Source organism: Waddlia chondrophila WSU 86-1044, from assembly GCF_000092785.1.
In the GTDB taxonomy this organism is placed as follows: Bacteria; Chlamydiota; Chlamydiia; order Chlamydiales; family Waddliaceae; genus Waddlia; species Waddlia chondrophila.
Window position 1 is genome coordinate 1637137 of record NC_014225.1, and the last position, 13422, is coordinate 1650558.

Annotated in this window: 9 protein-coding genes and 1 pseudogene; 6 read left to right on the top strand and 4 right to left on the bottom strand. The window is 45.1% G+C overall.

What is annotated here, in order from left to right:
• Positions 1-84: 84 nt before the first annotated feature.
• Positions 85-1098, top strand: a complete 1014-nt coding sequence (pseB, locus tag WCW_RS07530) for a UDP-N-acetylglucosamine 4,6-dehydratase (inverting) (protein WP_013182618.1) — start codon at positions 85-87, stop codon at positions 1096-1098.
• Between the two features lie 44 nt (positions 1099-1142).
• Positions 1143-2171 (top strand): Rossmann-fold NAD(P)-binding domain-containing protein, encoded by a 1029-nt coding sequence (locus WCW_RS07535; RefSeq protein ID WP_013182619.1) that lies wholly within the window; start codon positions 1143-1145, stop codon positions 2169-2171.
• On the opposite strand, the gene WCW_RS07540 is transcribed toward WCW_RS07535, so the two are convergent.
• Genes WCW_RS07540 through WCW_RS07550 form a run of 3 tightly spaced genes read right to left on the bottom strand, consistent with a single transcriptional unit; the run spans position 2168 to position 5347 of the window.
• On the bottom strand, positions 2168-3058 hold the full coding sequence (locus WCW_RS07540) for a hypothetical protein (RefSeq protein ID WP_013182620.1): 891 nt from the start codon (positions 3056-3058) through the stop codon (positions 2168-2170). The genes WCW_RS07535 and WCW_RS07540 overlap by 4 nt on opposite strands.
• A gap of 6 nt (positions 3059-3064) precedes the next feature.
• Entirely contained in the window at positions 3065-4468 is a 1404-nt protein-coding gene (asnS, locus tag WCW_RS07545) for an asparagine--tRNA ligase (RefSeq protein ID WP_013182621.1), read from the bottom strand.
• Positions 4469-4480: 12 nt separating this feature from the next.
• On the bottom strand, positions 4481-5347 hold the full coding sequence (locus WCW_RS07550) for a deoxyribonuclease IV (RefSeq protein WP_143876370.1): 867 nt from the start codon (positions 5345-5347) through the stop codon (positions 4481-4483).
• A gap of 89 nt (positions 5348-5436) precedes the next feature.
• Here WCW_RS07550 and murJ point away from each other — a divergent pair, with 89 nt between their 5' ends.
• The gene (murJ, locus tag WCW_RS07555) at positions 5437-6786 is read left to right on the top strand and encodes a murein biosynthesis integral membrane protein MurJ (protein WP_013182623.1); all 1350 of its coding nucleotides are present in this window, start codon (positions 5437-5439) and stop codon (positions 6784-6786) included.
• Between the two features lie 60 nt (positions 6787-6846).
• Positions 6847-10653 (top strand): hypothetical protein, encoded by a 3807-nt coding sequence (locus tag WCW_RS07560; protein ID WP_013182624.1) that lies wholly within the window; start codon positions 6847-6849, stop codon positions 10651-10653.
• A gap of 68 nt (positions 10654-10721) precedes the next feature.
• On the opposite strand, the gene rpsD is transcribed toward WCW_RS07560, so the two are convergent.
• The gene (gene rpsD, locus WCW_RS07565) at positions 10722-11342 is read right to left on the bottom strand and encodes a 30S ribosomal protein S4 (protein WP_013182625.1); all 621 of its coding nucleotides are present in this window, start codon (positions 11340-11342) and stop codon (positions 10722-10724) included.
• A gap of 206 nt (positions 11343-11548) precedes the next feature.
• On the opposite strand from rpsD, the gene WCW_RS07570 reads away from it, so the two are divergent.
• Together WCW_RS07570 and WCW_RS07575 are read left to right on the top strand one after the other, a co-directional pair.
• Positions 11549-12187: a sensor histidine kinase gene (locus WCW_RS07570; protein WP_013182626.1), complete on the top strand. Its 639-nt coding sequence runs from the start codon at positions 11549-11551 to the stop codon at positions 12185-12187.
• 25 nt (positions 12188-12212) lie between these two features.
• Positions 12213-13379: pseudogene (locus tag WCW_RS07575) on the top strand (sigma-54-dependent transcriptional regulator); the annotation flags it as partial.
• Positions 13380-13422: the final 43 nt, after the last annotated feature.

Consider the following 13422-nt stretch of genomic DNA (forward strand, 5'->3'; position numbering starts at 1 on the left):
AGAAAACTGCTTAAGTAAAATGCGAAATAAAGATATAAATAAAAGCCAGAGAATAAATGATTTTCAATTACGGTTCAAGGGCAGATGGAGCACTTTAAGGATAAACGAATATTGATCACCGGAGGAACGGGCAGCTTTGGCCGCACTTGTGCTAAAAAACTGATAATCAATAGCAAATGCAAAAAGATCATCATTTTTAGCCGCGATGAGTGGAAGCAGTGGGAGATGAAGCAGTCCGATCCTGTTTTTGAAGATCACCGGATCCGTTTTTTCCTTGGCGACATCCGCGATCACACCCGATTGATGCGCGCTTTCAATGAAGTCGACATCGTCATTCACACAGCAGCTTTGAAGCAGGTACCAGCCGCAGAATATAATCCGACAGAGTTTGTTCAAACAAATGTCATTGGAGCAATGAACATCATCAACGCAGCAATTGACTGCAAAGTCAGGCAAGTGATTGCCCTTTCTACCGATAAAGCGGTCAACCCGATCAATTTATACGGCGCAACAAAACTCTGCGCAGATAAGCTGTTTGTTGCCGGCAATGCTTACGTCGGCACACAAGGATTTCCTTGTTTTTCAGTCGTGCGCTATGGAAATGTTCTTGCCAGCAGAGGCAGCATCGTTCCTTTTTGGAAGCGCTTGATTGATGAAGGCGCAAAATCGCTCCCCATTACCGATTCAAGAATGACCCGCTTTTGGATCACCTTGGATCAGGCTGTCGATTTTGTCATTCAGTGCAGCTCCCTTGCTCGGGGAGGAGAAATCTTTGTCCCCAAAATTCCCAGCATGAAAATCACAGATTTAGCCGATGCAATGGCTCCAAATCTTCCTCAAGAAAACATCGGCATCCGCGAGGGCGAGAAACTTCATGAGCTGATGATTAACGAAGAGAACTCGCGCCACACCCTGGAGTTCAACGACCATTATCTAATCGTTCCGGAAATTTTCATGAACACTGCAAAGCTTCTAGAAAAATTTTTGTCTGGAAGAGAAGGCTCTCCTCTTCCGGAAGGGTTTTCCTACCGTTCCGATACCAATACAAAGTGGTTATCTGCAGAAGAGCTGCGCCTCCTCTTGTCTACAATTTTGTAATTCGCTATAAATCGTTTTTTTTATTCATGAATGCGAGGTAGCAAATGCAGATCGGCGTTGTTGGCGTCAACCACAAATTAGCAGACCTTAAACTACGGGAAAGCTTCGCAAAAGTTTGCAATGAATACTTTAGGGATACCTTTGCAAGGCACGGCAAGCATAACACCCTTCTATTGACTACCTGCAACCGAACTGAAGTGTACTTTTCTTCGGATGTCCTTTCCGAATCTCATAGCTATGTTCTGAATATTCTCAGAGAGAATCTGCCTGTCTCAGATGAAACCTTTGATCAAAAACTTTACACCTATTTCGGGCATGACTGTTTTATCCACCTGGCCCGTGTAACCGCAGGACTGGATAGCGCAATCGTCGCAGAAACAGAAATTCAAGGACAAGTTAAAATCGCTTATGAAAAGGCAGCAGATGCAGCGATTCTTCCTAGAGAGTTGCACTACCTTTTTCAAAAATCATTGAAAATCGGCAAATCGATCCGCTCTGAGCTGGGACTAGGCAGAGGAGTTCCCAATCTCGAGCACGCCGTTTTAAACGCCGGCTTTCACTTTTTCGACAAACCTGAAAAAGCCAATATTCTGTTCATTGGAGCCTCGGACATCAATTGCAAAATCCTCTCCTTTCTCCAAAGCAAGGGGTGCAAACACCTCACTCTTTGCAACCGCACAAAATCAAATGCTCTGGAGGCAAGCAAAAAATACCATATCAACATTCTCGATTGGGAACAAAGGAAGATGTGGACAGCGTTCGACTGGGTCATCTTCGGAACGAAAGCCGGCGACCACATCATCAGCAAATCCGACCTTCATCAAAAGCCGGCATCGGACCTTCTTTTAATCGATCTGTGCGTGCCACGCAACGTTGACCCAAAACTTGGAAGGGAAGAATCGATCACTTTGTTGAATATTGACCAGATCAACCGGATGTTGAAGTTCCGCAAAAAAAGACTCAACAATCACCTCTCTAAAGCGGAAAAGATCGTTTATACCTCTACAAAGAGACATATCGATCTCTTCCATTCAAAGGAGGAAAGAAAACTGCAGCTGCTTGCTACAGGTTAAACAATCAATAACTCAAGGCCTTTAGCAAGAGCTCGACTGGCATCAGATAAGGCATCTGACGGCAGCATTTCAGGCTTTGAAGACTCTTGTTCAGCTTCACGCACGATTGCCATATCGTATTTGCTGGCAGCGGCAAATCTGGGATTGGCGTGCGTCCAATACGAAGGCTCCAATACAGTCTTAAAATGCTTAGCTACGTTCTCAGGAGTTGAATTAAAGTCGCCGATGCCGATCACATCCACTTTTTTGTCATGCTTTTCCCATAAGCCATCGATCACTTTTGCCAATGCAGACAAACCCTTTTCAGGATATTGCGAAGCCGTGCCCGGAACATGGACACCAACAACAATCATTTCTCGCCTAGAGATGACCTCTTGCACATGAACGTAAGGCACGCGCAAAACAGAATCCCTTCCCTCTTCTTGATAGTCGACATTAATCACAGCGGATGTACGAATGGAAAATTTAGAGTTATCGACAACAATTCCTGTAATATTTTTGGTTTTGGTCCAGCCTTCCGGCTTTTCAGCAAGAAGATGAAATTCCCCGTCTCCAATCTTTTCTGCAAGTTTTTCATAAAAAGTCTCGTATCCCTCAACGATGACCTGGATGTTGACAGCTCCGTCAAGCAAGCGATTGGCAATCGTTTCCAGCTGACTTTCGATTTTCACGTTTAACACATCGATATTTGTATCCGCTAATACCGTCTGAGCAAATACCTGACTTTCATCGTTTGCAAAAAATTTATGGTAGGCAGGATTGCTGATATTCCAGCTATTAATCGTACCCAAAGAGGTTTTCAACGCAACTTCGCAGTGATCGCTTTGCAGTTTTGAGCTAACGGGATCTTTTTTCTCAAAAGGTCTAATCGGAGAAAATGCAGACATCACCAATTAAAACTCCGCCTTGCCTGGATACCTTGGAAAGGCGATCACATCGCGGATATTCTCCACCCCAGTTGCAAACTGCACCATTCGCTCAAAGCCCAAGCCGTAACCAGCATGAGGCGCTGTTCCATATTCGCGCAATTCCATATACCACCAATAATCGTCGAGATTCATTTTTGCCTCTTTCATCCGCTCTTTAAGATATCCATGCCTTTCCTCTCGTTGGCTGCCGCCAATAATCTCTCCAATTTTAGGGAAAAGCAAGTCCATATTGGCAACAGTCTTTTCGTCATCATTCAAGCGCATGTAGAAAGGTTTGATCTCCTTTGGATAATCGGTAATAAAGACAGGTTTATTGAAATATTTTTCCGATAAGTACCGTTCATGCTCCGATTGCAGATCGAGTCCCCAGCGCACCGGATAATCAAATCTTTCTCCGGATTTCTCCAAAATCCGCATCGCATAAGTGTAACTGGCTCGCTCAAACGACGTTTCAATGATCAACTTCAACCGATCAATCAACCCTTTAGAAATGAACTTATCGAAGAATTCGAGATCCTCCTGGCAATTATCCATTAAGTATTGGAGAAGAAACTTCACATAAGCTTCCGCATTGTCCATATCCATATCCAAATCGCAGAAAGCCATCTCAGGTTCAACCATCCAAAATTCTGCCAAATGTCGGGAAGTATTAGAATTCTCAGCGCGGAATGTTGGTCCAAAGGTGTAAATATCGGAATGAGATAAAGCGAAAATTTCCCCGTTCAGCTGGCCGGAAACTGTAAGAAACGCGGGCCTTTCGAAAAAATCTTTGGAGTAATCGATCCCTCCCTGCTCATTTCTGGGGGCTTTTTCCGGATCGAGCGTGGAGACGCGAAACAGCTCTCCGGCTCCTTCGCAATCAGATGCCGTAATGACAGGCGTTTGCACATAGATAAACCCTTTCTCCTGAAAAAATTTGTGTGTGGCATACGCTAAAGCGCTCCTAACGCGAGCAACAGCTCCCAAAGTATTTGTGCGAGGTCTTAGATGCGCAATCGAGCGAAGAAACTCAAATGAATGCCTTTTCTTCTGCAGCGGATAGTTTTCCACGTCGCAACTGCCAATGATCTGGATCGATTTGGCCTGCATCTCAACTGCCTGCCCTTTTCCTGGACTCTCTACAATCGCTCCTTCAATGGAAACCGATGTTCCGGTCGTTAACTGCTCAGCCAATTTCTGGTAATTGGGAATTTCGGGATCAGCAATCACTTGAAAATTTGACAACGTCGATCCGTCGTTGACTTCAATGAATGTGAAGGTCTTTTGGTTGCGCACTGTTCGTACCCAGCCTTTAATAGTTACCTCTTTGCCAATGATTTCCTGAAATCCTTTAGGCGGGTTTTTGAGATCTTTAATTTTCGTACGCATGTTAATTTTCACCTATGAACCTATCCCTCGTGTTGCAAATTCTCTGAGTAATTCAATTTCATGGATCCAGGCATCGGGGCCTCCAGGAGTTTCAAGATACTTCGGAATCTCTTTCAATCTTGGATCGCGCATCATCACCTTAAAACACTCCATGCCGATCTTTCCCTCTCCCAAGGGTTGATGCCTGTCAACGCGGCTTCCCAAGTCTTTCATTGAATCGTTGACATGCAACGCCCGCAAGTAAGAAAGTCCGATTTTATCATCGAATTCCGCAAGCGTTTGATCCCAACCGACCTGATCACGGATATCATAGCCTGCAGCAAAGATGTGGCAAGTATCAATGCAAACGCCAATCGGAATCCTTTTTTCTACACGTTTGACGATATAGCCAAGCTGATCGAACTGATAACCGACAGCCGACCCCTGTCCGGCAGTGGCTTCGAGAAGCAAAGTGGTCGGACCGCCGTCCACCATCGGTTCTGTTTCAAGCAAGCTTTCGACAATCCGATCCAGGCATTCCTGGGGATCGGTCTTAAGCGCAGCTCCCGGATGGAAGTTAAGATAAGTAATTTTTAAATCAAGACAACGCTGAAGCTCTTCTTTAAACGCCTTTCTACTTTTCTCCAGCACATCGACTGAAGGCGCTCCCAAGTTGATTAGATAGCTGTCGTGGCTCATGATCTCGCGAAGGCCGGTTTCCGACAAAGCCTCATTCCATTTTTTTTTGATCTCCTCAGTGATCGGCTTCCCTTCCCATCTCTTCTGATTGCTGGTAAATAATTGGATCGTTGTCGCACCGATTCGTTTTCCTTCCAGAAGCGCGTTAAATACTCCTCCAGCAGCAGAAGTGTGCGCTCCAATCAATAAATTTTTACTCATGTTGTTATCTTTTTTAAACAAGAGCATAGCGGATTTTTTCGTCGTTTTCAAGCATTGCATCATATTCGCAAATCTAAGATGCTATTTCCATGGACAGCACGAAAAGCATCCTTAAATCTGCCAGCCACTTTTTCAGTGGAACGATGCTAAGCCGCATTTCAGGCGCTGTGCGCGATATCGCTATGGCATTTACTTTCGGAACAAAAGAGACTGTCGCAGCATTTTTCGTCGCCTTCAGGTTGGCGCATCTCTTAAGGCGGCTCTTCGGAGAAGGGGCATTGCAAACAGCATTTGTTCCAAAATTCGAAAAAATCCGGCAACAGTCTCCCAAAAGAGCCGCTCAATTTTTTACCAGCCTCTATCTGATTTTATTTCTCATACTAATCGGAATCACCGCCGCAAGCGTTGGGATTTTAAAATCATTGATCCCGATTCTGTCAGCAGAAAATCGAGAAATTGCTACCTTAACAATCATCATGATGCCGAGCCTGATTTTTATTTGCCTCTGGGGACTAAACTGCAGCTTGCTACAGTGTGAAAAAAAATTTTTCCTCCCCAGCGCAGCACCTGTTCTCTTCAATGCTGTTTGGATTCTTGGAGCATTAAATATTTGGTACTTGCAACCTCAAAACCCAATGTATTGGCTGGCAGCTGCAATCGTAGCTGCCAGCATCACACAATGGATCACGACAATTCCACAAACAGTGTCGATCCTTAAAAGTTGGGGAATGCCGCCTCCAAGTCTTTGCAACCCTGATATCCGAACATTGTCTCAGCCGCTTCTGCTCGGAATTTTAGGAGTGGCTGCCGTACAAATCAACAGTGCGTTGGATCCTCTTTTTGCCAAAATGGCCAATGGAGAAGGACCTGCTTTCCTTTGGTACGCAATTAGAATTCAGCAAGTCCCGCTCGCTCTTTTTGGAATCGCCCTTTCTTCCGCTCTTCTCCCCCCTTTGTCTAGAGCTCTTGAAAACAAAGAATACGAAAAATACCGTAAATTCTTAAGATACTGTTTATCGCGCACGCTTTATCTAATGATTCCTTGCACTTTAGGCTTGATCTTTCTAGGCAAGTGGGGAATTTCCCTCGTGTATGGCCACGGCCATTTTACCCAAGAATCAATAAATAGCACAAACCTCTGTCTATCTGGCTACGCCGTCGGGCTTATTCCCATGGCGCTAGTCCTTATCTATGCTCCTGCTTTTTACGCAAAAAACAACTATTTCATCCCTTCGGCAACTTCTACCTTTTCCGTCGTGATGAATATTGCCCTTAACACCTTATTTGTCTCGTATTTGGGATATGGACCTGCCAGCGTAGCCTATGCAACTAGCCTGAGCGCCTGGGCAAATTTTGTTCTTTTAGCCTTAATCTTTCATCTCCAACCTTTTTATTTGAATAGATTTATTTTTCAAGCAAAAATTAAAAATAAAATTTAATTTTATGCTATAATAAAATGGAGAGGGGTAGAAATTTTCTACAAATTCAGGAGAAGGAAGATGGTAGACGAAATCTCATCCGGCGGAATAAGCAATCCAACAATCATCACCACAGGCCCAACTCCCCCACAGACAGAGCCAACAGTCAATGAACCTCCGGAAAATTCTGTCGAGACGTTTGGAGATACTTTGCTGCAAGCCGAAGAACCTGCTGAAGTCTCGCTTCTGATCAATGGCCAGATCGACCTTCCTCCCGGAAGAATTTCGATTAGGGAGTTGCAGGAAATCATCCAAGAAACGATTCAAAAATTGAAACGGGCAATCATCGACGCTCAGCAGTTGGACCCGCTCATCTCCGAAAGATGGCATCGAGCATTGGCTTTCGAAGCGCAATCTTTAGAAGATCTGCACTCCGAACTTTTGGAGACTGTTGAGAGATGGAAGCAGCTGGAAACAAAAGCGAAAGAAATTTACGATGCCCATAGCGACCTCGAAGCAGCAACGATTGATTTCAACAACTTTATGACAACTGTTTGGTCTCAAGACCGTGCAGCTATTCAAGACTTAAATGCCATTTTAAACACTTACAACCATCTCACTCCACAAGGAGTGACAACCATCAATAACAGCTTATCTCAAGCGGAAAAAAACGCTCTTTTAGCGGGACTTACCGAACAAGAGATCGAAGACCTTGGCGGCGAGGAATACGCTGTCGCATTTCAGTACATCAACCAAAAAATCGGTGAGTGGAACCAGTATGTCGCCAATCGCCCAGACGTGCAAGAAGCAATTAACAACATTGTCCAACAAACAACTGCTTATAACGAGCTCATTAACGATTACAACACATTAACCAACAGTATCAATGCGGAAAGAGCAGAGTTTGGACTGCCAAACCTTCCTTTCTACGACAGCACTCCAGTACCTAATCCGCAACCTCTGTATACCACCCTCCCTTCCCAGCCTGAGATCACTGTTCCTCTCATTCCCAGCAACGCAACTGAAAGGCTGACGCTTTTTTTACAAGAGCCTACTGAAGAGAGAACGAATGACTTTATAGCTGCTCTGGATGCAATTAACGGAGTAACTCCGGAGCAAGCGAATACAGCCGTGGAAGAAGCGATTGCCAACGGACCTTATGCCACCGAATCAGCTTTTTTCGGAGCCGTCCGGACAGAACTGGGAGCTCTCTTTGATCCCCCTTCAGACGGGTATCAAAAATTTGATCAAGCCCTCAACGAATTTCCCATGCGCTACGGGTTGGAAGTGCCCAGCAGCGCTCAAATAGGAACGATTCCCTCTCCTATTTATCCCGGTGATCCGATCGACGTCAATTCCTACGAATTGACGGTTCTCTTCTTTATTCCGCTTGTCAACTCATTTCTTGGGTACACCTCTCTTTTTCAACAATCCCTAAGTCTTGAAGAAGCTGTCATTGCCAATGAAATTTTTTTTCAATCTCTTAGGAATCAAAATTTTACACTTCCATTTGGATACTTCGATACGCTTAATCCTGTTTTTCAAGCCGGAGCCAATTCAATTGGAGGATTAGGACTAGCATCAGCTGCCATGGGACTGCAAAGTCGTCATTTGCAAATCGTGCTTTCCCGCATTCTATTCAGAGAATCAGCGGCAAACGCCAGCTTGCCCATCTCTGCCAGACTGTATTCGAGACTCCAATTCACCGCTCTTCAGATTTTATCGAAAAGCTCTCTAATGAGCTCTATGCCTGCTTTACGCTTCGTTGCTTCTAGGCTCGGGTCCGTAGCTGCACAAAGCCCCGCCGTTTTTGCTGCCATTTCCCTAGCTTATGCCGGCCAAGTCGGCGCCATCGTTGACTCCGGACTTTTCCGAATCATTGTCAATGGACAAATCAATCGCCTCGGCTTTTATGCTCGGCAGAGATTTGGAGCGGCAAGCAGAAATCTGCAAGCGGCTCAACGAGAGCTTGCGCTAGCGATCAAATCCGGAAATCCCTTCCGTATGGCAAGTGCTGTCGATAGACTTACTCAAGCTGAGGTTGAACTCTCTAATGCAACCCGCCTTTTCAACGCATTCGGCCTAACATCCATTGGTCACTTTGCATCTCTATCGTCACAGCTGGCTGCAGGGCTGAACCTATCACTGCTTGGAATCTCATCCGCCTTTTATGCCCGTGCATTAGGCATACCAAACCTTGTTCCCCTGATCTTCGCCCAGGTTTCACAACTCCCTCCCCAAGACTTGCTTATCGCCTTAACCTCGCGAGCAACTCTTTCGGATGTGCTCGAAAATCCTATCAGTCTTGTATTCGCCAAGCAAACACTGACAAATCTTCTAGTCCACCGCTTAGGTTATTCGGCAGCAGTTTCCGCTGCGATTGTGAACAACGCGATCAATCATGCGATCTATTCCGGAGTTGGCCTAAACACAATCAGCAGTTTCCGCAACGAGTTAGTCCGGCAATTCACTGCAGAAGGAGTCAATCCTTTGCAAGCAAATTTACTGGCAAATGAAACTGTTGCGCTTATCCGAGGAGATATTGGAGCGCGTTATTTAAACATTGCTTTCGGCCTTAATATGGACACATCCGCCGCTGCAGCTTCTCTTGTCAATAGTTTATTTGGAGTCGATATCGGCATCGGTGGAGCAATGCTGTCCAATGCGATCACTCGTTCTCTGCAATACGGCGGCTATGGATCTCGAGTTCGTCTACAAAATGAACTCTTTGAACAGTTTCGCGATTTCGGCTTAAGCCGCGGCGATGCACTTGCCTATGCCAGCCAAACGTTAAACTTTTACGAAACCGTCGGCATTGTCGTCCCTCTGACTCGATTCCCTGGATTGACAAATGCCCTTCTTGGAGATCCTTTGCTACGCAGTATCGCTTTAGGACAAGGGCTAGTGCGCAAAGAAATTTTGGAAGATCTTCAAACCCGCGGGCTCAGCAACACGCAAGCAGAGTTTATCACCGACCAGCTTTTAGCACTTGCTTCGGGAAACTTTGTTTTAGCTCCTGAAACAGTCAGGTTTGAGCTAGCGCTTAGAGGAGCGATCAACAGAGCTCTGGTCAATCCAAACGCATTTGAAACACAAAGAGAGTTCCGCAATAGACTTCGAGAGGAATTGCGGGCTGTCGGCTTCTCGCTAAACGATGCAATCTTCCTTGCCAACAGCACAGCAGCATACAACGTCAACGGAGCTTTTCTTCCTGTCACAGGCGTTTCGGCTTCCAAATTACAAGCTGTCAACAGCGCATTTGTCGGAGAACTGACAAACAACGGAATTTCACGCAGTCAAGCTAATTTAATCTTTGAACACGCTCTTAAGCAAGCGAACCAGCGCGCTCCGTTCTTTTCATCAGACGATTTTTTAAACATTTTGAAAGAAGAAGTATTCAGCACTGTACAAACTGAAACAGGGCGAGGAGACGGAAGCTACCTTTTCGACAGAGCTGTCGCTTCCGTTTTAAGTGCATCCCAAACACTGAGCCTGGATGCCCTTGTTGAGCAAATCAGCAATTCCGCCACCGGAGTTCTCAGACCTGATTTAGGCGGAGCGCTTGCCAGCCGATTGCGCGATCAAATTTTAGTTTCCATTTTAGGGGGAAGAACGATTGACGAAATTTCTAACGAAGAACAACGCAACCCTTTATCAATCGTCAATCTAGTGACAGATCAAGTGCGCCGCCTGAGGAATGAAGAAGATGATGCCGAACAAATCCGCATGCTGCGCAAACTGATTCAACTGCTGGAAAAATTAGCAACACCAAACGCTTCGATCGGCTACTTGCTCTCTTCTTTAGGTGATAACCCAGGCACTTTTATTGGAGCTGCCAACGTCAGCAAAGCTGGTGAGAACTACCAAGCTCTGCAAATTCCTACATAGGCAAAAAAAAGCCCGCTTTACTCATGAAAAACGGGCTAAAAACAAAGGAGGAGGTAATCTGTATCGCCTTAGTTTGTGTGATCCAAAAAGTCACAAACTTCAGGTAAGTTAATCTCTAATGGCCAAGGAATTTGCTCCAAGGTTGGCATCGACAATAACTGACCGGAAAATTTGTTGCGATCAAGAGAAAAATACTCCGGAACATCCTTCATGGAGTTGTCCAGAGCTTCATTGACCGCTTTCATCTTTTGCGACCTTTCTTTCACAGAAACCACCATTCCAGGCTTCACCTGGAAAGAACGGATATCAACTTTTTTTCCATCAACAAGGATGTGGCCATGAGAAACCAGCTGATGAGCTGCAAAAATGGTACTGGCCAACTTGAGACGGTAAACAACGTTATCTAAGCGGCATTCAAGCATTTCAGCCAAATGAAGCGGCGTATTTCCCTTTAGCTTGAGAGCTTTTTTATAGTAGTTCACAAGCTGCTTTTCGCTGATCATTCCATAGACAGCTTTTAGCTTTTGTTTTTCTTCAAGCTGCAACCCATAATCGGACTTCTTGCGGCGGCGAGCGCCGTGAACCCCCGGAGGGTTGGGTTTGTGGATGAGCGGATTGCGTGCTCTGCCAAAAATATTGACGCCGAAACGGCGGGCAATTCGATTTCGATTTCCTGTATAGCGTGCCATGTATTCTCCTAAAAAATCGTACGATTTGTTTAAATAAAGAGTTCTCTCCAAATCGCAAGTGCACATTATGGCACACTCTGTCTATTTTTGCAAACAACAGTTTGCCTCATCCCAACACTCTCTATTTAATTAATAATTAAATATTTAATTCCTTTTTCGCCTAAAAAAGAGAAACCCTTTATGATGACGTATAGGAGAAGTTTGAAATGAGCACCAACGAGTCCGAAGAAAAAGCATTTCAAGAAGCTGCCTCTCTCCTCATTCATCGGCTACGCAACCCTTTAGGAGGAATAAAAGGATTTGCTTCTCTGTTAAAGCGGGATCTGGAAGGGCAGCCCAACCTTCAGAAGATGGCGGCGATGATCGTCGAAGGAGCGGACAATCTTGACCGGATCATGACCGCAGCTCTTGATTTCGCAGAGCCATTAAACCTAGACAAGGAGTATTGCAACCTGATTCCCATGATAAAAGAGGTGTTCGATCACCACCAGATCAGCTGGACAACTTCTATCGACACTGCAAATGTTTATATGGACAAAAGCCAAATGCGCAAAGCGCTCAGCTACTTATCCGACTTTGCCGCCCACCCCCAAGAAAAAGGAAGTTTTCCCGAAGCTCAAGTTAATGTAACGGATTCAAACATCGCAATCACGCTTGTCGACCAAGGGACTGTCATTCCTAAAGATCGAGTATCGAAAGTCTTTTCCCCTTTTTTTGTCGCCCCCTGGGGGGGAGAAGAAGGAGCATTGGCACAAGCAAAAAAAATTATCTGTTCCCACGGAGGAACGATGGAGATTGATTCTTCCGATAACGGAACGACGATTATTGCAAAAATACCTAGATAGCGTCCCTAAATTACAGAGGCTAAAAATGTCGATAGAAAAAATATTAGTCATAGACGATGAAGAAATCATCAGAACCTTCATTGCTGAAACTCTGTCTCGCGAGGGATTTGAGGTCTCTACTGCGGAAAACGGCAAAAAAGGGATCGGCCAGTTCAAGGACTGCTCTTACGATCTGGTGTTCACTGATATGAAAATGCCAGACCTAACTGGTATTGAGGTTCTGACAAAAATCAAAGAAGTCTCTCCTCAAACCCCTGTAGTCGTGATTACAGCGTATGGCAGTATTGAAAACGCAGTGGAAGCGATGCGCTATGGAGCCTTCAACTACCTGATTAAGCCTTTTTCTCCGGACACCATTGAAGCTGTCGTGGAAAAAGCAAAAGAACACCAATCTTTGATCACCGAAAATCAATACTTAAGAGAGGAAGTCTATAACAAGAGAGCGGACACGAAACAGGGTGTGATCGCAGAAAATACCGAGATGCAGCAAATTTTAAAAGACGTGGCTCGAATTGCAAAAAGCAACGCCAGCGTTTTCATTACAGGAGAGTCAGGCACAGGAAAAGAGGTAATCGCACAAGCGATCCACGATCAATCCTTAAGACATAGCCGTCCCTTCATAAAAGTCAACTGCGCTGCAGTACCTGAAGCCTTGATTGAATCTGAATTTTTCGGACACGAAAAAGGGGCCTTTACAGGAGCTAACCAGAAACGAATCGGACGTTTCGAGCTTGCCAATGGAGGAACCTTGCTTCTAGATGAAGTGACAGAAATCCCATTGACAGTGCAAGCAAAGCTATTAAGAGCGATCCAGGAGCAAATTTTCGAAAGAGTTGGAGGATCGAAACCGATCAAGGTAGATGTCAGAATAATCGCGACGTCAAATCGGGATATCAAACAAGCCATAGACAATCACGTTTTGAGGGAAGACCTTTACTACCGATTGAACGTAGTTCCCATCCATCTGCCGCCTTTGAAGCATCGATCCGATGACATTCTGCCATTAGCTGAATACTTTCTTACTCGCATGTCGAAAGAAAACCATAAAAAGGTAAAAAAGCTGACTTCCGCCGCCAAACAGAAGCTCCTTAGCTATCACTGGCCGGGAAATGTGAGAGAATTAGCAAACATTATCGAGCGGGCTGTCGTCATGGAAAACAAAAATGAAATCTCTCCTGAATACATTTTCCTGGAGCCTACAGGGGATCTGCCAGCAAAACATCAAGCAGACTTGG